The 24048-nt window shown below is 74.7% G+C and carries 21 protein-coding genes and 1 rRNA gene; 12 read left to right on the top strand and 10 right to left on the bottom strand.

Going from position 1 to position 24048, the window contains the following annotated elements; translation table 11 throughout:
- Positions 1 to 88, top strand: a 5S ribosomal RNA gene (rrf, locus tag ACH5AR_RS31240); the annotation flags it as partial.
- Between the two features lie 74 nt (positions 89 to 162).
- On the opposite strand, the gene ACH5AR_RS31235 is transcribed toward rrf, so the two are convergent.
- From ACH5AR_RS31235 to ACH5AR_RS31225, 3 genes are all read right to left on the bottom strand, one after another.
- Positions 163 to 1575: a TolB family protein gene (locus ACH5AR_RS31235; RefSeq protein WP_396304890.1), complete on the bottom strand. Its 1413-nt coding sequence runs from the start codon at positions 1573 to 1575 to the stop codon at positions 163 to 165.
- A 200-nt stretch (positions 1576 to 1775) separates the two neighbouring features.
- Complete coding sequence (locus tag ACH5AR_RS31230; protein WP_396304889.1) at positions 1776 to 2546, bottom strand: lysophospholipid acyltransferase family protein; 771 nt, start codon at positions 2544 to 2546, stop codon at positions 1776 to 1778.
- A 222-nt stretch (positions 2547 to 2768) separates the two neighbouring features.
- The gene (locus ACH5AR_RS31225; protein WP_396304888.1) at positions 2769 to 3194 is read right to left on the bottom strand and encodes a DUF4395 domain-containing protein; all 426 of its coding nucleotides are present in this window, start codon (positions 3192 to 3194) and stop codon (positions 2769 to 2771) included.
- Between the two features lie 309 nt (positions 3195 to 3503).
- Here ACH5AR_RS31225 and ACH5AR_RS31220 point away from each other — a divergent pair, with 309 nt between their 5' ends.
- From ACH5AR_RS31220 to ACH5AR_RS31200, 5 genes are all read left to right on the top strand, one after another.
- On the top strand, positions 3504 to 3836 hold the full coding sequence (locus ACH5AR_RS31220) for a thioredoxin family protein (protein WP_396304887.1): 333 nt from the start codon (positions 3504 to 3506) through the stop codon (positions 3834 to 3836).
- Between the two features lie 253 nt (positions 3837 to 4089).
- Positions 4090 to 4875 carry an electron transfer flavoprotein subunit beta/FixA family protein gene (locus ACH5AR_RS31215; RefSeq protein ID WP_396304886.1) on the top strand — a complete coding sequence of 262 codons (786 nt, stop codon included), beginning with the start codon at positions 4090 to 4092 and terminating at the stop codon, positions 4873 to 4875.
- Between the two features lie 46 nt (positions 4876 to 4921).
- The gene (locus tag ACH5AR_RS31210) at positions 4922 to 5884 is read left to right on the top strand and encodes an electron transfer flavoprotein subunit alpha/FixB family protein (protein WP_396304885.1); all 963 of its coding nucleotides are present in this window, start codon (positions 4922 to 4924) and stop codon (positions 5882 to 5884) included.
- 252 nt (positions 5885 to 6136) lie between these two features.
- Complete coding sequence (locus tag ACH5AR_RS31205; protein ID WP_396304884.1) at positions 6137 to 7558, top strand: acyl-CoA synthetase; 1422 nt, start codon at positions 6137 to 6139, stop codon at positions 7556 to 7558.
- 297 nt (positions 7559 to 7855) lie between these two features.
- Positions 7856 to 8722 (top strand): C40 family peptidase, encoded by an 867-nt coding sequence (locus tag ACH5AR_RS31200; protein WP_396304883.1) that lies wholly within the window; start codon positions 7856 to 7858, stop codon positions 8720 to 8722.
- 111 nt (positions 8723 to 8833) lie between these two features.
- On the opposite strand, the gene ACH5AR_RS31195 is transcribed toward ACH5AR_RS31200, so the two are convergent.
- Positions 8834 to 9748 (bottom strand): PfkB family carbohydrate kinase, encoded by a 915-nt coding sequence (locus ACH5AR_RS31195; RefSeq protein WP_396304882.1) that lies wholly within the window; start codon positions 9746 to 9748, stop codon positions 8834 to 8836.
- A gap of 420 nt (positions 9749 to 10168) precedes the next feature.
- Between ACH5AR_RS31195 and ACH5AR_RS31190 the strand changes: the two genes are divergently transcribed.
- Positions 10169 to 11236: an NUDIX domain-containing protein gene (locus ACH5AR_RS31190; protein ID WP_396304881.1), complete on the top strand. Its 1068-nt coding sequence runs from the start codon at positions 10169 to 10171 to the stop codon at positions 11234 to 11236.
- 68 nt (positions 11237 to 11304) lie between these two features.
- Positions 11305 to 12201, top strand: a complete 897-nt coding sequence (locus ACH5AR_RS31185; RefSeq protein ID WP_396304880.1) for a DUF4184 family protein — start codon at positions 11305 to 11307, stop codon at positions 12199 to 12201.
- Here the strand turns inward: ACH5AR_RS31185 and ACH5AR_RS31180 are convergent.
- Positions 12177 to 13541 (bottom strand): dipeptidase, encoded by a 1365-nt coding sequence (locus ACH5AR_RS31180; RefSeq protein WP_396304879.1) that lies wholly within the window; start codon positions 13539 to 13541, stop codon positions 12177 to 12179. The genes ACH5AR_RS31185 and ACH5AR_RS31180 overlap by 25 nt on opposite strands.
- Positions 13542 to 13765: 224 nt before the next feature.
- Here ACH5AR_RS31180 and ACH5AR_RS31175 point away from each other — a divergent pair, with 224 nt between their 5' ends.
- Entirely contained in the window at positions 13766 to 14959 is a 1194-nt protein-coding gene (locus ACH5AR_RS31175) for a geranylgeranyl reductase family protein (protein WP_396304897.1), read from the top strand.
- Positions 14960 to 15077: 118 nt separating this feature from the next.
- On the opposite strand, the gene ACH5AR_RS31170 is transcribed toward ACH5AR_RS31175, so the two are convergent.
- Both ACH5AR_RS31170 and ACH5AR_RS31165 read right to left on the bottom strand, forming a co-directional pair.
- A complete protein-coding gene (locus ACH5AR_RS31170; protein ID WP_396304878.1) occupies positions 15078 to 17381 on the bottom strand; it encodes a glycosyl hydrolase family 18 protein in 2304 nt (767 codons plus the stop codon).
- A gap of 240 nt (positions 17382 to 17621) precedes the next feature.
- Positions 17622 to 18026, bottom strand: coding sequence for a RidA family protein (locus ACH5AR_RS31165; RefSeq protein ID WP_396304877.1), 405 nt, complete (start codon positions 18024 to 18026; stop codon positions 17622 to 17624).
- A 277-nt stretch (positions 18027 to 18303) separates the two neighbouring features.
- Here ACH5AR_RS31165 and ACH5AR_RS31160 point away from each other — a divergent pair, with 277 nt between their 5' ends.
- Complete coding sequence (locus ACH5AR_RS31160) at positions 18304 to 19077, top strand: enoyl-CoA hydratase family protein (RefSeq protein WP_396304876.1); 774 nt, start codon at positions 18304 to 18306, stop codon at positions 19075 to 19077.
- Positions 19078 to 19159: 82 nt separating this feature from the next.
- On the opposite strand, the gene ACH5AR_RS31155 is transcribed toward ACH5AR_RS31160, so the two are convergent.
- Entirely contained in the window at positions 19160 to 19918 is a 759-nt protein-coding gene (locus ACH5AR_RS31155) for a maleylpyruvate isomerase family mycothiol-dependent enzyme (protein WP_396304875.1), read from the bottom strand.
- A gap of 106 nt (positions 19919 to 20024) precedes the next feature.
- On the opposite strand from ACH5AR_RS31155, the gene ACH5AR_RS31150 reads away from it, so the two are divergent.
- Positions 20025 to 20780: a DapH/DapD/GlmU-related protein gene (locus ACH5AR_RS31150; protein ID WP_396304874.1), complete on the top strand. Its 756-nt coding sequence runs from the start codon at positions 20025 to 20027 to the stop codon at positions 20778 to 20780.
- Between the two features lie 53 nt (positions 20781 to 20833).
- On the opposite strand, the gene ACH5AR_RS31145 is transcribed toward ACH5AR_RS31150, so the two are convergent.
- Positions 20834 to 22147, bottom strand: coding sequence for a PucR family transcriptional regulator (locus ACH5AR_RS31145; protein ID WP_396304873.1), 1314 nt, complete (start codon positions 22145 to 22147; stop codon positions 20834 to 20836).
- A gap of 203 nt (positions 22148 to 22350) precedes the next feature.
- On the opposite strand from ACH5AR_RS31145, the gene ACH5AR_RS31140 reads away from it, so the two are divergent.
- Positions 22351 to 23268, top strand: a complete 918-nt coding sequence (locus tag ACH5AR_RS31140) for an esterase/lipase family protein (RefSeq protein WP_396304896.1) — start codon at positions 22351 to 22353, stop codon at positions 23266 to 23268.
- A gap of 36 nt (positions 23269 to 23304) precedes the next feature.
- On the opposite strand, the gene ACH5AR_RS31135 is transcribed toward ACH5AR_RS31140, so the two are convergent.
- On the bottom strand, positions 23305 to 23916 hold the full coding sequence (locus ACH5AR_RS31135) for a HutD family protein (protein ID WP_396304872.1): 612 nt from the start codon (positions 23914 to 23916) through the stop codon (positions 23305 to 23307).
- Positions 23917 to 24048: the final 132 nt, after the last annotated feature.

The following is a 24048-nucleotide window of genomic DNA, read 5'->3' as shown; positions in this document are numbered from 1 at the left end:
CGGTTACATTCCGAACCCGGAAGCTAAGCCTTACAGCGCCGATGGTACTGCAGGGGGGACCCTGTGGGAGAGTAGGACGCCGCCGAACAATTCTTGTGAAGAACCCCCGGCCGGGGAGACCTGGCCGGGGGTTCTTCGCGTTTCCGGGACTCCGGGAGAGACCTATTCGTCCGCCTCGGAACCGGCACCGGACCCGGAGTCGGACTCGGATTCCGTCCCCGGCTGAGGCTTCTCGGTGGGAGCCTGCCCCTGGGCCTGGGCCGGCTGCTGGGCGTCGGGCTGCGGCACCTGAGACGCCTGGGGTGTCTGGGGCGCTTGGGGAGCCTGCGAGGCCTGGCCCGACGCCTGGTCCGAGGGCCGGTCCGTCGCCTGGACCTGGTCGGCGGGCGCCGCCGCGGCCTCCGCCGTTCCCCAGGCCGGCCGGCTGAGCGACTTGTCCGCGCTGTTGGTGAGGCGGGCGACGCCCGTACCGTCCGGCCGCATGCTGTAGAGGTCGGCGCCCGCGCCCGCGGGCGCCCGGGTGAAGACGATGGACTGCCCGTCGGGGGAGAAGGCCGCCGGGCCGTAGAAGACGTCCGAGGGTGCGGGGGTGAGGGCGCCGATGGCGCTGCCGTCGGGGTGGACGGTGTAGATGCCGCCGCCGGGGGCGTTCTCGGGGCCGGCCGGGTAGGTGGTGAAGACGATCTGGGTGCCGTCGGGGGACCAGTCCGCGCGGTCGCCGGCGCGCAGTTCCCAGGGCGTGAGCTGGCGCAGCCCGGTGCCGTCCGCGCTGACGACGTAGATGGCGCGGCTGTTGGCCGGCTGCCCGGTGGCGCTGGTGCGGTAGTCGAAGGTGAGCTGCTTGCCGTCGGGGGACCAGCTGGGGTTGCTGACCGCCCCGGAGTAGGGCTTGTCGTTGGTGAGGAAGGTGAGTCGCTGGACGTCGGTGCCCTCGGGGCTCATCAGGTAGAGGTCGGAGTACTGGATCTGACGGCTGCCGGACGGGTCCAGGGCACCCCAGGAGCGGCTGAAGGCCACCTGTTTGCCGTCCGGGGAGTAGGCGGGGGCGCGTTCGTCCTCGTTGGCGCAGTCGGCGGTGCCGCTCTCGCAGAGCTGGTTGATCTGGTGCTCGGGGCCGCCGGCGGTGGGGACGGTCCAGAGCCGGGCGCTGCCGCTCTGGGGGTCGGTGCGGTCGAAGGCGATGGTGGTGCCGTCGGGGGACCAGTCCGGGCGGTCGTCGAGGGCGCCGGCCGGCGGTCGGGTGACCTGGTGCTGGCCGGTGCCGTCGGGGACGAGGGTGACGATCGCGGTGCTGGAGTGGGAGGCGTCGATGTAGGCGCGGCTGACGATCAGCCCGTTGTGCACGGTGGCCGCGGGGGTACCGACGGCCGCGCCGACCACGCCGGGAGTCGAGGCGGGTGTCTCGGGCGCGGCGCTCGGGGCCTCGGGCCGGATCTCCGAGAGCGGGATCTCGCCGGGTTCGGCCCCGCAGCCGGTGAGCAGGGTGCCCAGGAGCAGCAGGCCCGCACCGGCCCTCGCGCGGGTGCGGGCCCTGCCCGTGGGTGACTGCCCTGTACCGGTGGTGATCCGTGCCATCTCCGCCTCCGAGCCTCTCGACCGCTCCGACGTGACCCCCGCCGCGGATTCAGGACGAAGGCCCCTGGAAGGAGCTGTCACTGTGTCAGACCGGGGGCACCGGCGGTCCGGCGACACGCGACGGACCGTGCGCGCTCGGCCGCACGGAGTAGGCGGAGCAGAGAGGACGGGGAAGAGGGGGGAGCAGGAGGGGGCCGGGGTCAGCCCCGGGCGGCGCGGCGCTCGGCCTTGGCCAGGGCCTCCGCCTCGTCCTCGGCCTCGGCGACCTCCAGGGTGGGCGCGGTGCCGCCGAGCTGGGCGGGCAGCCACCAGGTGTCGTCCGGGCCGGAGGGCTTGCCGGGGTACTCGCGCTGGGCCTGGTCGAGCATCTCGCTCATGGCCGCGCGCAGCCGCCGGGTCACCATCACGGGCTTGTCGTTCGGTCCGAGGTGAATCGGTTCGCCGATCATGATGGTCACCGGGACGTGCCGCTTGGTGAGGGTCTTCGGCCGGCCCTTGGTCCACAGCTGCTGGGTGCCCCAGAGCACGACGGGCAGCAGCGGGGTACCGGAGTCGGCGGCCATCCGGGCGGCGCCGGTCTTGAACTTCTTGAGCATGAAGGAGCGGCTGATGGTCGCTTCGGGGAACACCCCGACGACCTCGCCGGCCTTGAGGGCGCGCACGGCGGCCTCGTACGCGGGCTGTCCGTCGGTGCGGTCCACCGGGATGTGCTTCATGCCGCGCATCAGCGGGCCGGAGATCCGGTGCTTGAAGACGTCGTCCTTGGCCATGAAGCGGGTCTTGCGCTTCCCGCCGCGGTACGCGCCGAGGCCCGCGAACAGGAAGTCCAGGTAGCTGATGTGGTTGCTGACCAGTACCGCTCCCCCCCTGGCGGGGATGTGTTCGGCGCCCACGATCTTGATCCGCACGTCGAGCGCGCGGAAGGCGGTGAGTGCGGCGCCGATCACCGGCGGGTACACGAACTCTGCCACGGTCAGTCCTGACTTCCACGGGCCGGAGCCCGGTTCGGCGGGTACCCGCTCCGTTGCGCGGGCGGTGCCGACCGGAGTACGACACTCCGCGGCGGTCACGGGTGATTCAGGGAGATGATCCCCCGAACGAGTGCCTGCTGTCACCTGAGGCGTGCGGTCAAGTGAATATTGGCGATGTGATCTCCGTGATGAATTCAGGCGGGAACTTTTCGCCCGCCCGCCTCAGACGCCCGCGGTGAGTCGGCCCTGGGCGCGCCGGACCAGGGGGTAGAGCTCGCAGCCCACGCAGTAGCCGAACGCCGCGTTGACGAACGCGGCGGTGAGGGCGGTCGAGGCGCCCAGGATGCCGAGCCACGTGACGTCGGTGCCGTAGCCGAGCGTGCCGACCGCGGCGAACACCAGCACGACGCCCTGGTCGAAGCGGAGCCTCCGCTCGTCGGCGGTCGCGTCGGGCGGGGCGAGCCGGGGGAGCAGGAGCTCTTGGAACAGCCGGACGTACGGGGCCAGGCGCAGGCCGCCGAACGCGCCGAGGGCGCAGACGAGGGTCTGGCCGGCCAGCAGGGGGAGGCTTCCGGTGCGCAGGACGACGGCCAGGACGGCCGCGGTGAGTGCTGCGGCGAAGCGGGGGCCGCGGGGATCGGTCTGCAACGGGGCTCCGGGGGGTCGCGGCGGGCGGCGGCTGTGGGCTGCGGCGGGGCGGCGGTGCCCCCGTCAGGGCCGTCGGCGGACGGCGGTCCTGGCCGGGTCGGTGACGCGGCAGCGGACCGGCGGCGTCGGGCGTCGGGCGGAGTCCATCGGCCGATCGTACGTGGCCGAGCGTTGGCGGTCGACCGGGTTTCCGGCGCCGCGGACGCTGCCGCAGACTGGAGGGACGGCCCGGGTGGCGGAGTGCGTCGTGGCGCCCCGACGGTGGCCGGTTCCGGCCCGTCGGGGGCCGGGGTCGACGGGAGGACGAGGGTGGGCACCGAGGACCGGGCGGAGGCCGTACGGCTGTCGGAGGCGGAGCTGGGCGGGCCGCTGGGGGCGCGGGCGACGCTGGTGCAGTTCTCGACGGCGTTCTGCCAGCCCTGCCGGGCCACCCGGCGGGTGCTGTCCGAGGTGGCCGGGATGGTCGAGGGCGTCGGGCACGTCGAGGTGGACGCCGAGGAGCGGTTGGAGCTGGTCCGCCGGCTGGACGTCCGGCGGACGCCGACCGTCCTGGTGCTGGACGGCGAGGGCCGGGTGGTGCGCCGGGCGGCGGGGCAGCCGCGCAGGGTGGACGTGATCGCCGCGCTCGGGCACGTGGTGTGAGCAATCCGGCGGCGGGTGTTCCGCCCCGTCGGGTGGAGGAGACCCCGCGCTGGGGCAGGATGGGCACGGGCGGCGGGAGCGGCCGCACGGCATAAGCTACTGGCCAGTAGTGACCACTGCACTACCGGCGAGTATGCTGCCAGGAAGTTCCGGACCGGCACGGGAATCCGCTGCCCGGAGCGGGTGCGTGCCGTGTTCGCGCCCGCTTGCACCGCCGCAGCCGCCGGACGAGACCAGTACAGGAGACAAGGCCGTGAGCTTGAGGATCGTTGTCTGTGTGAAGTACGTGCCGGACGCGACGGGGGACCGTCGTTTCTCGGACGACCACACCACCGACCGGGAGGGTGTGGACGGCCTCCTGTCGGAGCTGGACGAGTACGGCGTGGAGCAGGCGCTGCGGATCGCGGAGGCGAACGAGGGTGCCGAGGTGACGGTGCTGACGGTGGGGCCGGACGACGCGAAGGACGCGTTGCGCAAGGCGCTGTCGATGGGTGCGGACAAGGCCGTGCACGTGAACGACGAGGACATCCACGGTTCGGATGTGATCGGGACGTCGGCGGTGCTGGCGAAGGCGCTGGAGCGGACCGGGTTCGACCTGGTGATCGGTGGTATGGCGTCGACGGACGGGACGATGGGGGTGCTGCCGGCGCTGCTGGCGGAGCGTCTGGGGGTGCCGCAGGTGACGCTGCTGTCGGAGGTGTCGGTCGAGGGCGGTGTGGTGCGGGGCCGTCGGGACGGTGACGCGGCGACGGAGCTGGTCGAGGCGGAGCTGCCGGCGGTGGTGTCGGTGACGGACCAGTCGGGTGAGGCCCGGTACCCGTCGTTCAAGGGGATCATGGCGGCGAAGAAGAAGCCGGTGCAGTCGCTGGACCTGGACGACCTGGGGATCGGGGCGGACGAGGTCGGTCTGGCGGGTTCGTGGACGGCGGTGGAGTCGGTGGCGGCGCGTCCGGCGCGGACCGCGGGCACGGTCGTCAAGGACGAGGGCGAGGGCGGCAAGGCGCTCGCGGGCTTCCTCGCCGACCAGAAGTTCATCTAGTCCCACCCCGTTCGCGCACCCAACGATCGATCAGGAGCAACGAATCATGGCTGAGATCCTGGTTCTGGTGGACCACGCCGACGGTGCGGTCCGCAAGCCGGCCCTGGAGCTGCTGACCCTGGCCCGCCGCATCGGCGAGCCGTCCGCCGTCGTCCTCGGCGCCGGTGAGGCGGCGGCCGGCATCGCGGCGAAGGCCGGCGAGTACGGCGCGGCGAAGGTGTACGTCGCGGACGGCGCCGAGTTCGCCGACCGGCTGGTCGTCCCGAAGGTGGACGCGCTGGCGCAGATCGCCAAGGCCAACGACGTGGCCGCGGTGCTGGTGACGTCCTCGGGCGAGGGCAAGGAGGTCGCCGCCCGGGTCGCGCTGCGGATCGGCTCCGGCATCATCACCGACGCCGTCGACCTGGAGGCCGGCGACGGCGGCCCGGTCGCCACCCAGTCGGTGTTCGCCGCGTCCTTCCAGGTGAAGTCCAAGGTCACCAAGGGCGCGCCGGTCATCACCGTCAAGCCGAACGCCGTCGCCCCGGAGGCCGCCCCGGCCGCCGGCGCGGTGGAGAACGTGGCCGTGGAGTTCACCGGCAACGCCGCGAGGGTGACCTCGCGCACCCCGCGCGTCTCCTCGGGCCGTCCCGAGCTGACCGAGGCCGCGATCGTGGTCTCCGGCGGCCGCGGGGTCGGTGCCGCCGAGGGCTTCGGCGTGGTCGAGGAGCTCGCGGACGCGCTCGGCGCGGCCGTCGGCGCCTCGCGCGCCGCCGTGGACGCCGGCTGGTACCCGCACAGCAGCCAGGTCGGCCAGACCGGCAAGCAGGTGTCCCCGCAGCTCTACATCGCGGCGGGCATCTCGGGCGCCATCCAGCACCGGGCCGGCATGCAGACCTCGAAGACCATCGTGGCCGTCAACAAGGATGCGGAGGCCCCGATCTTCGAGCTGGTCGACTACGGCGTGGTGGGCGACCTCTTCCAGGTGCTGCCGCAGCTCACCGCCGAGGTGAAGGCCCGCAAGGCCTGAGCCAAGCCTGAGCCAACCCGAGCCGGCCTGAGCCAAGCCTGGTCCGGGCCGGGACGACAGTGGAGGGCGTGGCGCCGAGTGGTACTCGGTGCCACGCCTTCCGGCGTTCCCGCGCGCCCTCCCCGGGGCGCGGCGGGCGGGACGGCGGCCCGTAGAGTCGGCGCCGAGGCGTGCCGCGGAGGCGGACGCGCGGGGCGAGCGCGCGGCGCACGGGCGCGGCGCGGTGGCACGGAACGAGGCGAGGACGGTGGCATGGCACTGCTGACGGCACTTCAGGGCGGTTTCGGCGACGGGGCGGACGCGCTGCGGATCGACGGGCGCACGCTCTCCCGGGAGGAGCTGCTGGGCGCGGCGACCGCCGTCGCCGACCGGGTGGCCGGCGCCCCGGCGCTCGCCGTGCTCGCCCGGCCCACCGTCGAGACCGTCACCGCCGTGGTGGGCGGCCTGCTGGCGGGCGTCCCGGTGGTGCCGCTGCCGCCCGACTCGGGGCCCAAGGAGCGCGAGCACATCCTGCGCGACTCGGGCGCGGCGCTGCTCGCGCACGCCGTCGGGGAGGTCCTTCCGCCGGACACCTCGGTGCCGGGGCTGCCGGTCGACCCGGCGCGGCGCTCCGCCACCACCCACGCCGAACCGGCCGCCGGGGCGACCGGCTTCGTGCTCTACACCTCGGGCACCACCGGCGCGCCCAAGGGCGTGGTGATCCGGCGCGAGGCGGTCGCCGCCGACCTGGACGCCCTCGCCGCCGCCTGGCAGTGGACCGCCGGGGACACCCTGGTGCACGGCCTGCCGCTGTTCCACGTGCACGGGCTGCTGCTCGGGGTGCTCGGCGCCCTGCGCACCGGCAGCCGGCTGGTGCACACCGGGCGGCCCACCCCGGAGGGGTACGCGACCGCGGGCGGCACCCTGTACTTCGGGGTGCCCACGGTCTGGTCCCGCCTGGCGGCGGACCCGCAGGCGGCGGCCCGGCTCGCCCCGGCCCGGCTGCTGGTCTCCGGCAGCGCGCCGCTGCCCGTCCCGGTGTTCGGGAAGCTGGCGGCGCTCACCGGGCACGCCCCGATCGAGCGGTACGGGATGACCGAGTCGCTGATCACCGTCAGCACCCGGGCGGACGGCGAGCGGCGCCCCGGCAGCGTCGGGCTGCCGGTGGACGGGGTCAGCACCCGGCTGGTCGGCGAGGACGGCGCGCCGGTGCCCGCCGACGGGGAGAGCGTCGGCGAGCTCCAGGTCTGCGGCCCGACGCTGTTCAGCGGCTACCTCAACCGGCCGGACGCGGACGCCGAGGCGTGGACGGCGGACGGCTGGTTCCGCACCGGCGACGTGGCGGTGATCGGGGCGGACGGCTTCCACCGGATCGTCGGCCGCGCCTCGGTGGACCTGATCAAGAGCGGCGGCTACCGGATCGGCGCCGGCGAGGTGGAGGCGGCGCTGCGCGACCACCCGTCCGTCGCCGACGCGGCCGTGGTCGGGGTGCCGGACGAGGACCTCGGACAGGCGATCGTCGCGTACGTCATCGCGGACGGCGCCGTGACGGGGGACCAGCTGACGGCCTTCGTGGCGGAGCGGCTCTCGGTGCACAAGCGGCCGCGCCGGGTCGTCCTGGTGCCCGAACTGCCCAGGAACGCCCTGGGGAAGGTGCTGAAGAAGCAGCTGCTGGCGGAGGCCGGCGGCCGCTGAGGAACGGGCTCCGGACGCCCCCTCGGGTGACGGGCGTTCACCCTGATGCGCCGTCGGCGCTCACCGCCCGTGACCCTTCCATTGGCGCACTCCACTGCGCGCGGTGAGCGGACGCGTGCATAACGTGACACGCAGGCAGAACCGAATACCCGCACGACACGCCGCGGCTTCCGGTCGCAGGACCGGAAGCCGCGGCGTGCCGGACGGGGGCTCCGCCGCCAAGCACGGCCAGTCCTGGCCGGCCACAGCATCCGTTGCAGTCCGCAGCGGTCCGCAGCAGTGAAGGAAGTCAGCACGATGACCACCGTCAACACCGGCGCGCCGGAGGCCGCCGCCGAACCGACCGGGCAGCAGGACGCTGCCGCCGTCCGACCCGCCCGCCCGTCCCGCACCGCGCGGCTCCGTCGGGGGATAGGCATGGTGGCCGTGATCGCGACCGGCGCCGGCGTGATCGGCCTGGGCACCGGCGTCAGCCCCGCGGCCGCCGAGCCCGCCCCGGCGCACGCCGGGTGGGACGGCTCCCGGTACTGGTTCAAGAACAGCCAGGGGCAGTGGCGCTGGACCTCGCACTACGGCGTGTACGCGGCCCGGACCGGCGGGGGCTCGCCCTCCGCGGCCAAGGCCACCAGGTCCTCAGGGGGGATCACCGAGGGCTGGGACGGCTCGCGCTACTGGTTCCGCAACAGCAAGGGCGAATGGCGCTGGACCTCCCACTACGACGTCTACCTCGACCGCACCGGGCGCGGCTCCTCCTCGGACCAGGCGGGCCCGGGTTACTCCGACGACTCCGTCGCCGAGGACCGGGACGTCGAGACCGCCGTGCAGTTCGCGCTCGCCCAGCTGGGCGTGCCCTTCCGCCACGGCGGCAACGGGCCGGACGGCTACGACTGCTCGGGCCTGGTGCAGCAGTCCTTCCGACGCGGCGGGATCCAGCTGCCGCGGGTGGCGAACGACCAGTTCGCCGCGACGACGCCGATCAGGGCGAGCCAGCTGCGCCGCGGCGACCTGCTGTTCTGGGCGCCGGACGGGACGGCCCGGGGCATCCAGCACGTGGCGATCTACCTGGGTGACAACCGGTACGTCGAGGCCGCGCGCCCCGGCACCAACGTCCGGGTCTCGGGGATCAGCAGCGGCTACTACCCGACGTTCATGGGCCGCCCGTAGCAGGCCGTCCTGCGCCCGTCGGGGTGCCGGGCCGGCCCGGCACCCCGACGGGTGTTCCGCGTGCCGGGGGGCGTTCGGCCTGCCGGGCGGGCCGGGTGCTCCGACGCCGGGTCAGAGGTCGGCCGGGCGGGGCAGCGCGCCGCGGGCGCCGAGGCCGGTGACGGCGAACGCCCCGGCGGCGACGGCGGTGGCGGCCGCGTCCGGCAGCCCGGCGCCGCCGGCCAGTGCGGCGGCGAGGGCGCCGCAGAAGACGTCGCCGGCGCCGGTGGTGTCGACCACCCGGACGGCCGGGGCGGGCAGCCGGACCGGTGGTCCGTCCACGACGACCAGCGCGCCCGCGCCGCCGAGGGTGACCACGGCGCCCTCGCCGCGCGCGGCCAGCGCCAGGGCGGCCTCGTGGACGTCGGCGGCGCCGGTGAGCTGGCGGGCCTCGACGGCGTTCGCGACGACCAGCGGGCGGCGTCCGGTCGCTCCCGGCTCCGGGAGGGGGCCCGCGGGGGCGGTGTTGTGGAGCCAGCGGGTGCCGCCCGAGGGGCCGGCGGCGGGCAGCGCGGCGGCGGTCGCCCGGATGCACTCCGCCGGGACCTCGTTGCTGGTCAGGACCACGTCGACGGGGAGCAGCCGGAGCCGGGCGAGTGCGGCCGTGACCTCCTGCGGGGTGAGCCGGGCATTGGCGCCGGGCAGGACGACGATGCTGTTCTCACCGGCCGGGTCGACCATGACGACCGCCTGGCCGGTGGGTGCGTCCGGGTGGGTGAGCACGGCGCCCGTCTCGACCTGAGCGCCCCTCAGGTCGGCACAGGCCGCCTCGCCCTCCGCGTCCCGCCCGACCTTGGCGACCAGGTGCGTCGCTGCCCCCATCCGGGCTGCCGCCACCGCCTGGTTGGCGCCCTTGCCGCCGAAGCCCCGGGTGGCGGCGGTGGCGAGGACGGTCTCGCCGGGGGAGGGGAGCACGGGGCAGCGGAGGATGCGGTCGGTGTTGACCGAGCCGATGACGACGACCCGGCCGGCGGGGAGCAGCTTCATCGTTCCTCTGTACGCGGCGGGGCGTGGACGGCGCAAGGAGGCGGGCGGAGGCGGTCGGGCGCAGGGTGGGTTCGATCCGGACCGGGGGCGCGCGGAGGGGGCGCAGGGGCGTACAAGAGGGGGCGCGCAAAGCGTGCGAGCGGGGCGTGCACGGCAGGTCGACCCACCGGGCGCCCGGTGTCCCCGCGGTGGTGCGGAGGTGCCGTCGCGAAGTAGACCGATCTGCATATTTCCGTAGGCGGGTGGCTGACCTGGGCACATGCCGCTGTCACGGGGCAGGGCCGGGGCGCGCGGGCGGGCGCGTCGGGGAGGCATGGGGAGCGGTGCGGCGCGGGTACCACCACGGGTGGCGCTGGTTCGACCAACGGGGGCGCTGCCCGGTGCGAACGGTACCGGGGGAAGTCGAGGGCAGGGGACGTTGTGATCGTCTGGGTCAATGGCACATTCGGGGCGGGCAAGACGAGCGCCTGCCGCGAGCTGGTGGAACTGCTGCCCGGGAGCGTGCTCTTCGATCCCGAGCTGGTGGGCTTCGGCCTGCGCCGGATGCTCCCGGCCGACCGGCTGGCGACGGTGTCCGACTTCCAGGACCTGGCGGCCTGGCGCCGGCTAGTCCCCGAGACGGCGGCGGCGCTGCTCGGCGAGGTCGGGGGCCCGCTGGTGGTCCCGATGACGCTGCTGCGGGAGGACTACCGGGACGAGATCTTCGGCGGCCTGGCCTCGCACGGGATCACGGTGCACCACGTCGTCCTGGACCCTGAAGAAACGATCCTGCGCGACCGGATTGCCCGCCGCGAGGAGTGCCCGGGCGATCCGGAGGGCAGCGAGCGGGTCCGCACCTGGTGCCTCGAACACCTGCCCCGCTACCGCGCCGCCCGCCGCTGGCTGGTCGGGGACGCCCGGATGATCGACACCGGCGAGCTCACCCCCCGGGAGACCGCGCACCGGATCGCCGAACTCGTCCGGGTCGGCGCCGCCCGCTGCCCGATCGTGCAGAGCCCGGACCCGACCGGGGACACCGTGGCCTCCGCCGTCCTCTTCTTCGACGAGGAGGACCGGGTCCTGCTGGTCGACCCGGTCTACAAGCCCGACTGGGACTTCCCCGGCGGCGTCGTCGAACGCGGCGAGGCCCCCACCGACGCCGCCCTGCGCGAGACCGCCGAGGAGCTGGGCCTGCGCCTGGACCCGTCCGTGCTGCGCCTGCTCGCCGTCGACTGGGAGCCGCGCACCGGCCCGCGCCGCGGCGGACTGCGGCTGGTGTACGACGGCGGCCTGCTGGACGCGGAGGGCCGGCAGAACCTGCTGCTCCAGCAGGAGGAACTGCGCGGCTGTCGCTTCGTCACCCTGGACGAGGCCGGGGAGCTGCTGCCCCCGGGGCGCTACCGGCGGCTGGCGGCGGCGCTGGACGCGCGGCGCAGCGGCGAGCTGCGGTACCTGGAGGCGGGGAGCCGGGTGGCCGTCGGGCTGGCGAGTACGGCGGACGCGGCGTAGCGCCCGTCGGCGGGGCCCGGGCCGGGGCGCGGTGCGCCGCGCCGCTGTCCGCGGAGGAGGATGGGGGCATGCCGTTCACCCTGAGCCACCCCGCCGCCGTCCTGCCCCTGCTGCGTGCCGCCGGGGCGCGCGGGCCGCTGGTGGCGTCGGCGCTGGTCGCCGGCTCGATGGCGCCGGACGTGCCGTTCTTCGCCGAGTCCCTGCTGCCCGGGGTGTACGGCCACGGCGGGCTGACGCACCGCTGGTGGGCGGTGCCGACGCTGGACGTGGCGATCGCCGGTGCGCTGGTGGGCGGCTGGCACGGGCTGCTGCGCGCCCCGGTGGTGGCGCTGCTGCCCGAGCGCTGGGCGGGCGGCGCCGAGGCCCTGACCGCCCGGCGGTCCGGCGGCGCGCGCGGGGCCGCGGGCGCCGGTACGGGCGCCGCGGCGCCCGGTCGGGCGGCCGGTGGGACGCTCGCCGGGGCCGCCTGGTTCGCGGCCTCGGCGGCGCTCGGCGCGGCCACCCACGTCGGCTGGGACGCCTTCACCCACGGTGGCCGGCTGGGGACGCGGCTGCTGCCCGTACTGGACCGGCCGGTGGTCGGGGTCCCGCTGTACGAGGTGGTGCAGTACGGCAGCTCGGCGCTCGCCCTGGCGCTCCTGGGCGGCTGGGCGGCGCGCGCGGTGCGGGCGGCGCAGCCGGTGCGGCCGGCCGTGCGGCTGGCGCCCCGGGCCCGGCGGGCGGCCGTCGCGGTGCTGGGCGCGGCGACGGCCGCCGGGGTGCTGCACCGGCTGAGCCCGTTGCGGCGGAACCCGGTGCCGGAGGTCTGCTTCGGCGCCGGGGCCGGGCTCGCGGCGGGTGCGGTCGGGTACGCGGTGGTGCTGGCGGCCGCCCGCCGGTTGCGCGGCGGGCGGCCGGACGCCCGCCGGGAGACCCGTCGGGACGCCGTGGCGACGGTCCGTCAGGCGGAGCGCAGCTCCGCGTAGCGGCGCAGGAACAGCGCCTCGGTGAGGGCCATCTTCTCCAGCTCCCGCGGGTCGACGCTCTCGTTGACGGCGTGGATCTGGGTGGTCGGGTCCTCGACGCCGATCAGCACGATCTCGGCGTGCGGGTAGAGCGTGCGCAGCGTGTTGCAGAGGGGGATCGAGCCGCCCTCGCCGGAGGAGACCATCGCGGTGCCGAAGGCCTCGGCCATCGCCTCGCCCATCGCCTCGTACGCCGGGCCGCTGGTGTCGGCGCGGAACGGCGAGCCGTTGCCCTGGCGCTCGACGGTGAGCCGGGCGCCGAGCGGGACCCGGGCCTCCAGGTGGGCGACCAGGGCGTCCTGGGCGGCGGCCGCGTCGGTGCCCGGCGCGACGCGCAGGCTGATCAGGGCCCGGGCGGTGGCCTGGACGGAGGAGGTGGCGCCGACCACCGGCGGGGCGTCGATGCCGAGGACGGTGACGGCCGGGCGGGCCCAGAGGCGGTCCGCGATGGTGCCGGTGCCGGTCAGGGCGACGCCGTCGAGCACCTTGGCGTCGGCGCGGAACTGCTCCTCCGGGTACTGCACGCCGCTCCAGGTCTGGTCGGCGGCCAGACCGGCCACCGCGACGTCGCCGTTCTCGTCGTGCAGCGAGGCCAGCATCCGGACCAGCGACTGGAGCGCGTCCGGGGCGGCGCCGCCGAAGGCCCCGGAGTGCAGGTTGCCGGCCAGCGTGGTGACGGTGGCCTCGACGATCGTCATGCCGCGCAGCGAGGTGGTCACGGTGGGCAGGCCGGGGGCGAAGTTGCCGGTGTCGCCGATGACGATGGCGTCGGCGGCGAGCAGCTCGGGGTGGGCCTCGGCGTAGCGCTCCAGGCCGCCGGTGCCCTGCTCCTCGGAGCCCTCGACGATGATCTTCAGGCTGACCGGGTAGGCGTCGCCGTGGACCTGGCGCAGCGCCCGCAGCGCCGTCAGGTGCATCAGGATGTTGCCCTTGCAGTCGGCCGCGCCGCGCCCGTACCAGCGGCCGTCGCGCTCGGTCAGCTCGAAGGCGGGGCTCAGCCAGGCGGCCTCGTCCAGCGGGGGCTGGACGTCGTAGTGCGAGTAGAGCAGGACGGTCGGCGCGCCCTCGGGTCCGGGCAGCTCGCCGTAGACGGACCGGGTGCCGTCCGGGGTGTCCAGCAGCCGGATGCCGGTCAGCCCCTCGGCGGCGAAGGCGTCGGCGACCCAGCGGGCGGCCTTCTCGCACTCCTCGACCGGGAACTGGCGCGGGTCGGCGACCGACGGGAAGGCGACCAGCTCGGCGAGGTCGGTGCGGGCACGGTCCATCAGGGACCGGACGGCGTCGGCCAGGGGCTGTGACATCGGGGCTCCGGGGTGACGGTCCGCCCTCGGGTGGCGGGCGGAGGAGGCGGGCTGCGGTACCGCCGATCATAGGCTGAACGGAACGGAGGGTTCCGGGGGTGTGCCGCGGACCGGGGGCGGCGCGCTCGTCCGGCCGGGCCGGACGCATAGGATTGCTCGTCGTGACTGACTCCGGAAGCTCCGATTCCCGTAGCCCGCTCGACAGCACGGTCGAGGGCGGTCCGATCGACGACGCGGCCGCGCCGCCGGACGGCGTCTGGGACGTCGTGGTGGTCGGCGCCGGACCGGCCGGCTCCTCGGCCGCGCACGCCGCGGCGGCCCAGGGCCGCCGGGTGCTGCTGCTCGACAAGGCCGAGCACCCCCGCTACAAGACCTGCGGCGGCGGCATCATCGGCCCCTCCCGGGACAGCCTGCCGCCGGGTTTCCGGCTGCCGCTGCAGGACCGGGTGCACGCCGTCACCTTCGCCTACGACGGCCGGTTCACCCGCACCCGGCGCTCCAAGCGGATGCTGTTCGGCCTGGTCAACCGGGACGAGTTCGACCTGCGCCTGGTGCAGGCGGCCAAGCAGGCCGGGGCGGTGCTGGTCACCGGAGTGGCCGTCACCGGCGTCGAGCAGCGCGGCGGCGAGCACCGCACGGCCCTGGTGACGGCCGCCGACGGGCGGACCTTCGAGGCCCGGGCCGTGGTCGGCGCGGACGGCAGCGCGAGCCGGATCGGCCGGCACGTCGGCGTCACCTTCGACCAGATCGACCTCGGCCTGGAGGCGGAGATCCCGGTGCCGGCGCAGGTCGCCGCCGACTGGGCGGGCCGGATCCACCTCGACTGGGGCCCGCTGCCCGGCAGTTACGGCTGGGTGTTCCCGAAGACCGAGACCAGCAGCCTGACCGTCGGCGTCATCTCGGCGCGCGGCGACGGCGAGCGGACCAAGCAGTACCTCGCCGACTACATCCGCCGGCTGGGCCTGTCCGGGTTCGCCCCCCGGGTCGAGTCGGGGCACCTGACCCGCTGCCGGGCCGAGGACTCGCCGCTCTCCCGCGGCCGGGTGCTGGTCGCCGGGGACGCGGCCGGGCTGCTGGAGCCGTGGACCCGCGAGGGCATCTCGTACGCGCTGCGCTCCGGACGGCTGGCCGGCGAGTGGGCGGTGAAGGTCGCCGAGGCGGGCGACGCGACGGCGGTGCGGCGCGAGGCGCTGAACTACGCGTTCGCGGTCAAGGCCGGGCTCGGCGTGGAGATGCGCGCGGGCAAGCAGCTGCTGGGCGCCTTCGAGCGGCGGCCGTACCTGTTCCACGCGGCGGTCAGCCTGGTGCCGGCGGCCTGGCGGGCCTTCGCCGGGACCACCCAGGGGCGGACCTCCTTCGCCCAGGTGCTGCGGCAGAACCGGGCCGCGCGGCGGCTGACGGCGATGGTGTCGCGGTAGCTGCTCCGGCGCGTGGCGCGTTCGGCGCGGTGCGGGGCCGGCGCCCCTCCCGGTGCGGGAGGGGCGCCGGCCCCGGTGTCGTCCGGGGGCCGGCCGGGTGCCCGGGTGTCGCCCGGTGCTACTTGAGCCCGGTGTCCAGTGCGGTCATCAGGGTGCCGGACGGGGTGTCGCCGGACATCTCCCAGATCATGCCGCCGAGCAGGTTCTTCGACTTGAGGTAGGCGGTCTTCTGCGAGATCGACCAGGCGTCGTCGAAGGACCACCACTGCCCGCCGGCGCCCGTGTAGCCCCACGTCGCAACGGACTTGGGGTCGTGGTAGACCGTGAGCCCGGAGAGGCTGGTGATCAGGTTGTGGTACCCGCGGGTGCCGGCCTCGTCGCTGAACTGGCCCGGTGCGGCGCCGTTCGCAGACTGCCAGGCGCCGTTCGCGCCGCCGTCCGCGACGCTCTGCCAGCCGCGTCCGTAGAACGGGAAGCCGATGGTCAGCTTGCGCGGGTTGACCCCGGCGCCCAGGTACGTCTGGACGGCCGTGTCGATGCTGAAGTGGGTGGGGTAGGGGTCGTTCGCGTCCTGGTAGAGGTTGGAGGCGTGGCCGGTGCGGTTCGGCTCCCAGGAGTTGTCGCTGCCCGAGCCGTGGAAGTCGTAGCCCTGGACGTTGGCGATGTCCAGAGAGGTGAAGATCTTCGAGAGGTCCCAGCCGGCGGCGACCTTCGCCGGGTCGGCCGGGGTGAAGGCGGTGAGCAGCTTGTGGGAGCCGCCCAGGGCGTCCAACTGCTTGCGGAACTCGGCCAGCAGCAGGGTCAGGTTGCCCTTGTCGGCGGCGCTCCAGTGGTTGCCGGGGTGGCCGTCGCCGGAGCCGGGCCACTCCCAGTCGATGTCGAAGCCGTCGAAGATCCCGGCCGCCACGCCGTCGCCGCCGGCGCCGTTGTAGGCGGGCAGGTTGCCCTTGATCCAGGTGTCGACGCAGGACTTGACGAACTTCTGGCGGGACGCGTCGGTGGCGGCGACGTCCGAGAAGTACTTGGAGTAGGTCCAGCCGCCGAGCGACACGACCACCTTCAGCTTCGGGTACTTGGCCTTGAGCTTCTTCAACTGGTTGAGGTTGCCGCGGAGTTTGCCCCAGCCGTCGTCGGCCACCCCGTCCACCGACTGGTCGGCGCTCATCGCCCGGCCGTAGTCCGCGTCGGCGTCACCGGCACCGGTGCCCTGGTCCGGGTCCTCCGGGTTGCCGGTGGTGCCCTTGGTGACGCCCGCCTGGCAGGTCAGGTTGACCGGATCGATGTTCTCGAAGGCGTAGTTGATGACGTCCAGCTTGGCGGCGGCGCCCGAGGTGTCCAGGTTCTTGACGAAGTACTGGCGGCCGTAGATGCCCCACTGGACGAAGTAGCCGACCCGCGCGTACTTCCCGGCGCCGACCAGGTCCGCGGTGGTCACCGGGAGCGGGGCGGAGGCGGGCGAGGCGTTGTCGGCGGCGTCCCGGGCCTTCACGGTGAAGGTGTAGGCGGTGGACGGCGAGAGGCTGCCGACGGTCGTGCCGAGCGTGCTGCCGGTGACCGTGGCTACCAGGGCGCCGCCCTGGTAGACGTCGTACGCGGCGACCCGGACGTTGTCGGTGGCGGCGTTCCAGGCGAGCGTCACGTCGGTCGAACCGACCGCCGTGGCCCGCAGGCCGCTCGGCGCGGTGGGCGGCGAGGTGTCGGTGGACGGGTCGAAGGTGGACGCGGTGACGCCCGCGCTGAGCGGGCCGGTGTTGCCGCGGCTGTCCTTGGCGCGGACGGTCAGGGTGTACGAGGTGGCCGGGGTGAGGCCGGTGACCAGCGCGCTGGTGGACGGGCTGGAGGCGAGTACGGTGGCGCCGCTCAGCACGTCGTAGCCGACGACCGGGAAGTCCCCGCCGGTGGCGGCCGGCCAGCTCAGCGCCAGCGTGTGCGCGGTGGACTCGGTGACGGTCGGGGTGCCCGGCGCGGACGGCGGGACGTCCGCGGTGCCGTCGCACTTGTCGCCGTTGATGCGGCAGTTGAGCGGCGTGGAGACCGGGCCGTTGCCGACGAACCAGAAGCTGTACGGCTCGGTGGTGGCGTGGGCGTTGACGGTGGAGTTGTAGAACGCCGCGGTGGCGGTGACGTGCCGGCCGTTGACGGTCGCGGTCCCGTTGTAGCTGTTGCCGATGGTGACGCCGGTCGGGAGGTCGAACTCCAGGGTCCAGCCGCTCACCGCGGTCGCGTTGTCGTTGTGGACGATGTAGGTGCCCTGCCACCAGGAGCCGTTGTCGGCCGTGGTGAAGGTGGCGGTGAGCTTCCCGGCGGCGTTCGCCGGGGCGGCCAGCGCGGTGAGCGCGGCGAGGGGGAGGAGCAGGGCGGAGAGCAGCGCCAGCAGTCTGCTGCGCACGCGCGGGCGCCCGGCCCGGGATCGAGCGGACATGGTTCTCCCTGTGGCTGTGGGGGTTGAACAGGGGGACGTAGAACCTTGGTTGATCCGTGTGCGATCGATGCCTGTGCCGTGGGGAGGCAAGGCATGGGAACTGTAGGAGGACTGGACCAATGCGTCAACAGGTCTGTACCACTGGGGAGTTGTTCCCGGTGTTCCCCGCTGCTCCCCGCTGCTCCCCGCTGCTCTGCGCTGCTTCCCGCTGCTGCTCCCCGCCGCTCCCGCGTGTGCGTGCTACTCCCGGACGACCGCCAGCGCCTCGATCTCGATCAGCACGTCGGGCCGGAACAGCGCGGCCACCTGCACGGCGGAGGAGGCGGGCGGCGGAACATCGCCCAGGTACTCGTCGCGGATCTCGCGGATGACGGGGAGGTCGGCGATGTCGGTCACGAAGTAGGTGAACTTCACGACGTCCCCGAAGCCGGCCCCGGCGGCGGCCAGGCAGCGACGCAGGTTCTCGAAGACCTGCCGGGCCTGGGCCTTCGGGTCCCCCGCGCCGACCAGGTCCCGGTTCTCGTCGAGGGCGACCTGGCCGGACACCTGGACCAGTCGGCCGCTTGCGGTGACGACCTGGGTGTAGCCGGTGCCGGGCGCGACTCCGGGCGGCTCGGTGATGTGGGTGAGGTGAGAGGTGGTCATGGGACGGATCCTGATCCATGATCCGTCGGGTCTGCAAGCCCGGCTCGGCCTCGGCCTCGGGGGCGGCCCCGGGTTCGGCCTTGGGTGCGGCCCTGGTCGGCCTTGGTGTGGCTTCGGTTTCGGTTTCGGGTTCGGCCACGACCCGGTCCGGGGCCCGCTCCGGTTCGCTCTGGCCGAGGGGCGGGTGGGCGTGCCAGAGTCGTCCGGGCGTCGTCCGGGGACCTCCCGGGCCGCACCCGCAGTCCGACCCACCCTCAGCCGGAAAGCAGGACCGCCGATGACCAGCGCAGAGCCCCTCGTCCGCGTCAGCACCGCCGACGCCGTCACCACGCTCACCCTCGACTCGCCGCACAACCGCAACGCGCTCTCCACCCGGCTGATGGCCGAGCTGCACGCCGGACTGGCGTCGGCCGCGGCCGACCCGGAGGTCCGCGCGGTCGTGCTCGGGCACACCGGCAAGGTGTTCTGCGCGGGCGCGGACCTCTCCGAGGCGACCGGCGCGGACCCGACGGTGGGCCCGCGCGGGCTGGTCGAGCTCCAGCGGGCGATCGTGGACTGCGCCAAGCCGGTGATCGCCGTCGTCGACGGGCACGCCCGGGCCGGCGGCCTCGGACTCATCGGTGCGGCGGACCTCGCCGTCGCCGGACCGGCCTCGACCTTCGCCTTCACCGAGGTGCGGCTCGGTCTCGCGCCCGCCGTCATCTCGCTGCCGCTGCGCCCGAAGCTGGACCCGCGGGCGGCCTCCCGCTACTACCTCACCGGCGAGGTCTTCGACGCCGCCGAGGCCGCTCGGATCGGGCTGGTCACCAGCGCCGCCGACTCCGCCGAGTCCACCGGCGTGGTGCTGAAGGGCCTGCTGGACGCGCTGCGCCTGGGCTCCCCGCAGGGCCTGGCGGAATCGAAGCGACTGGCCAACGCCGAGGTCGTGCGCTCCTTCGAGCGGGACGCGGACGAGCTGGTGGAGCTGTCGGCGCGGCTCTTCGGGTCGGCGGAGGCGCAGGAGGGGATGCGCTCCTTCCTGGAGAAGCGGCCCGCGCGCTGGGTGCGCTGACGGCTGGCCCCGGGCCGGCCTGCGCTGCGCCGCGCCCGGGGTACAAGCAGTCGCGATCGCCTGGGGAACGGCCGTCGCGAGATCAGATCGCGGCGGCCCGCCAGAGGTCGAGCAGGCCCTCGTCGCCGACCGCCCGGACCTTCCCGGCCGGCCCGGCGGGTAGCCGGTTCCACAGCAGCAGGTAGAGCTCCTCGGCGGGGCCGGAGAGGGTCAGGTCGGCCGGCTCGGGGCCCTCGCCGGCGGTGACGGCCGGCGGCTCCCGGGTGATGGTCAGGTGCCAGGAGCCGGCGCCGTCGGTGGCCCGGACCCGGAGGGTGCGCGGCCGGTCGCTGCGCAGCTTGGACCGGCTGCCGGCCATGAGGCCGCGCAGCAGCTCGTCGATGCCGTCGAGGGCGAGCGCGGTGTCCACGACCGGGCCGGGCGCGCCGGCCGCCGCGTCCGCGTCGTGGCGGTGGACGGCGGTCTCGTGGGCCTGGCGCCGGGCCCAGAACGCCAGCGGGCTGGGCGCGGGCAGGAAGGTCCAGCACTGCACGTCGGCGGGTGCCGAGCTGAGCACGTCCACCAGGGCGCCGTGGCCCTCGCGGTACCAGTCGAGCAGGCCGGCGTCGGAGGGCTTCGGCCCGATGGCGGCCTCCGCGTCGGCGCCGTCCAGCGGTGCCCGCAGGCCCCGGGAGGGGAAGGCGGCGGCCCAGCGGTGGACGGACCCGACGTGCCGCAGCAGGTCCGCCAGCCGCCACCCCGGGCAGGTCGGTACGGGGGCGGACAGGCCGGTGCGGGCCGCGGCCTCGGCGAGTCGGGTGCCCTCGCGGCGCAGGGCGTCGATGTGCTCGGTGGTCTCCATGGGACGGAGTCTTCCACCGTGGCCCGCCGCCGACCGCGGGTTTCGGACGTTCCTTCGAGCGGCTCCCGGTGGACGGGCGGATGCTACGGGTCGGTAACGTGAGCGCATGCCGATAAACCGTTCCCTCGTCTCAGCCGTCCGGACCGGTGGTCGCCGTGCCGCCGGACGCCTCGTCCACCGGGGGTGGCGCTGGGTGCAGCGGACCGGCGCGGTCACCAACCGCAACCCCGGTCCGTACCGGTTCGGCGAGCTGGGGGACGGCACGACGCTCAGCTTCCCGCTCGGTGCGGTGTTCAACGAGCGGTGGATCACCATCGGGCCGTTCTCGATCATCGGCGAGCGGGTCACCGTCAGCGCCGGGTTCCTGCCCGGGCTCGACCTCGGGCCGGAGCCGATCGTGCGGATCGGGGGCGGCTGCGTGATCGGCCGGGACAGCCACATCGTCGGCCACCAGTCGATCGTCATCGGCGACGACGTGTGGACCGGGCCGGGCGTGTACATCAGCGACCAGGCGCACGAGTACCGGGACACCGAGCTGCCGATCGGCAAGCAGTGGCCGCGCAACGAACCGGTGGAGATCGGCGCGGGCAGCTGGATCGGTACCGGGGCGGTGATCCTGCCGGGGGCGCGGATCGGCCGCAACGTGGTGGTCGCGGCGGGCGCCGTGGTGCGCGGCGAGGTGCCCGACCACAGCGTGGTCGCCGGGGCCCCGGCGAAGGTGGTGCGCCGCTGGACCGAGGAGCAGGGCTGGCAGCCGCCGCTGCGCCACGACGCTCCGCAGCCGGTGCCGGACGGCGTGACCGCGGAGCAGCTGCGTGCCCTGGTCGGCTGGGACCTGCGGCTGCCGGGGGAGCGGGACTGACTTCGCGCCCCGGGGGCGGGGTGCCTTCCGCCGGCCGGGGCCCTCGGGGTGAACTACCCGGTGAGGGAGGCCTGTTCGGCCGTCCGGGCGGCGATGGCGGCGGTGATCCGCGGGACGTCGGCGGGGCGAGCCGGATCCAGGCCGGTCAGCGCGGCGATCCGGCGCAGCCGGTAGTCGACGGTGTTCGGGTGCAGGTGCAGGGCGCTCGCGGTGTGCCGACGGTTCAGACCTCCGGCCAGGTGGGTCTGGAGGGTGATGAGCAACTCCCCGGCGTCGTCGAGCGGTTCGAGCAGCGCGGCGAGCCGGGCGCGGGCCCGGCTGGGCCGGGTGAGCTGGTACTCCAGCAGGATGTCGTCCAGCCGGTGGAGCCCCGGTGCCCGGCCGAAGGCCCGTGCCACGTCCAGGACTTCGCAGGCGAGCGCGGCCGCACCGGGCACCTCGGCAGGGGCGGCCGAGGCGGCGCCGGCCAGGGCAGGCGCACCGGCCGCCCGGGCGGCCGCGGCGAGGGTGGCGGCGAGCAGCGGCCAGGGCGCCTCCTCGGCGTCGGCCTCGCCCGGGGCGGGTGACGCCCCGAACGGGACGAGCACCAGGCCGCCGGTGGGAGTGAGCGCGGAGAGCGCCGACTGCCTGGTGCGGTGGTCGAGTTCGGCCTCGAAGCGGCGGAGCTTGCGGAGGGCGGCGATGCCCCGGTCGACACCGGGCGAGTGCTCGTCGGGGTGGTCGGCGAGGGACAGGCAGAGCACGGCGTACCCGGTGGGCAATCGGAGCCCGGCGCGGTCGGCGGCCTCCTCGGCCGGGGCGCCCGCGAGCAGGGCGCCGAGCAGGGAGTGCCGGGCCGGGCCCCGTCGGCCGACGGCGGGGTGCCGGCCGTCCAGGTAGCCCGCCCCGGCGGCGGTGGCGGCCTGGCGGAGCTGTTCGAGCAGCAGGCGGTTGAGGGTGAGCAGGGCGGCGGCGTCGCCGCCCCGGGCGTGCCGGGTGGCGAACTCCCAGCAGACCTCCAGGCCGAGGTGGTGGGCGAGCAGGACCGCGTCCAGCGGCAGGCCCTCCTCGGCGCGTCGGGCGGCGGACTCCCGGACGGCGGTGAACTCCTCGGCAGGGGTGGGGAGTCCGGTCCGCACGGTGTGGGCGAGTGCACGGATGCGGCACTCGATGTCCCGGGTCAGTTCGCCGGTGAGCTGCTCGCGCGGCAGCCGGCGGTAGACCGGGACCCGTTCCAGCAGGGCGGCGACCACGGCCTCGGCCAGCTCCCGTGCGCCGCCGAGGAGTCGTTGGTCGGCCGGGATCCCGCCGATCACCGGGACGCGCCAGCCGGGCGCCCGGTCGGCGGTGTGCGGGGGTGTGCAGTGGGGTGCGTTGTGACCGGTCACAGAGAACACCGTCCAGGTCTGGGGAACGCCCAAGGGCCGGGCCGGAGGGGCGACCGCATGATGGATCCCTCGGGTTACCTGTTGGTAACAAACTTCCGCTGTGGAGGCAACGGTTGAGAACCCCACTTCTCCGCTTCCCCCCGACTCCGGCTCGCGGCAGGGCCGGTGGCGCGCTGGGCGCACTGCTGCTGGCGGGGGCGCTGCTGGTCGGCGCGACGGCCGCGCCGGCGCGTGCCGCCGGGCCGGCGTCGGCCGCGTCGGTCGCGTCGGCCGTCTCGGCTGACTCGGTTGGTACGGCTGCTTCGGCTGCTTCGGCTGCCGAACTGCCGCCGGACGGTGACACGGTGGCCTCGCCGCCCGGCGCCAACGACTGGGCCTGCCGCCCGAGTGCGGCGCGCCCCGACCCGGTGGTCCTGGTGCACGGGACCTTCGCCAACCGGTACGAGAACTGGTTGGCGCTCTCCCCGCTGCTGAAGAGCCTCGGCTACTGCGTCTTCGCCCTCGACTACGGGACCGTCCCCGGGGTCACCTCCAGCGGCAGCGGCCTGCTGCTGCCGATCGGCGGCCTCAAGCCCGTACCGGAGTCGGCGGCCCAACTCGACCGGTTCGTGGACCTGGTGCGGACCGCGACCGGCGCCGCCAAGGTCGACATCGTCGGGCACTCGCAGGGCGGCATGCTGCCCAACTACTACCTCAAGTTCCTCGGCGGAGGGCCCAAGGTCGGCGCACTGGTCGGGCTGGCGCCCTCCAACCACGGGACGACGCTGGACGGGATCGTGAACTTGGCGCCGTACTTCCCGGGGGTCGCGGACCTGATCTACACGGTCTGCCAGGCCTGCCGGGACCAGGCGGTGGGCTCCGACTTCAACAGGCTGATGGCCTCGCGGCCGGACACCGTGCCGGGCGTGCGGTACACCGTGGTCTCGACGGTCCTCGACGAGGTCGTCACCCCGTGGCGGACCCAGTTCCTGAGCGGCCCGGACGTGGACAACCAGGTCGTGCAGGAGCACTGCCCGGTCTCGCTGGTGGAGCACGTCGGGATCGCGTTCTCACCGACGGCGCTGCACCTGGTGACCAACGCGCTGGACCCGGCGCACGCCACGCCCGTGCTCTGCGGGTGAGGCGGGAGCGCCGGCCGGTGGCCCGCGTGCGGGCCGTCAGCGCGTGGTGCGGAAGGTGCGGAAGGTGACGACGGCGGTGGTGCCGTTCGGGTGCAGCGCGTACGTGCCCGGGGCGTCGAGCAACGCGGCGTCGTAGCGGGCGAGTTCGGCGTCGTGGGCGCTGTCGCTGTCGCCGTCGGCGGTGGCGGTGGCGGCGGTGCCGGAGAGGCAGACCAGGAGGACGGTGTGCCCGTCCGGCACGCCGACGGTGGTGTCCGTGGTGGCCAGGTCGACCGCGGCCTCGACCCGCCCGCGACGCGTCATCACGTTGAAGTCCACCACCGGGCCGGCCAGCAGGCGGCAGTCGGTGGTGGCGTCGCCGGAGAAGGCGAACGGCCGGAAGGGCGCGTCGACCAGCTGCTCGGCGCCGTCGACGGTGAGTGCCATGCCGGCGCCCTCGACCAGGGTGATCACCCGGTCGATCCCGGGGAAGGGGGAGAACGGCCCGGCCGAGGCGACGTCCGCGAGGCTGACCCGCCAGTCGAAGGCGTCCAGTCCGGCCCCGGCCGGGAATCCGGCGACCTCCCTGGTCACCCCGCCCCCGTTGAGCCACGCCGTCGCCGGACGCTCGCTCGCCCGCAGTACCCGGAAGCGTTCGCTGGTCGTCATGGCCCTGCATCCTGTCACATGCGAGATGACGGCTGACGGGGCACAGCCGACAGATCACAGCTGACAGATTTCAGAATCTGTTATCTGTCATCCGTCAGCTGTGATCTGTTCGCCGAAAGCTGTCGCCCGTCA

Source organism: Kitasatospora sp. NPDC018619 (assembly GCF_044391605.1).
In the GTDB taxonomy this organism is placed as follows: domain Bacteria; phylum Actinomycetota; class Actinomycetes; order Streptomycetales; family Streptomycetaceae; genus Kitasatospora.
The sequence above is the reverse complement of the archived record's forward strand: the minus strand, read 5'-3'. Positions and strand labels throughout refer to the sequence as shown.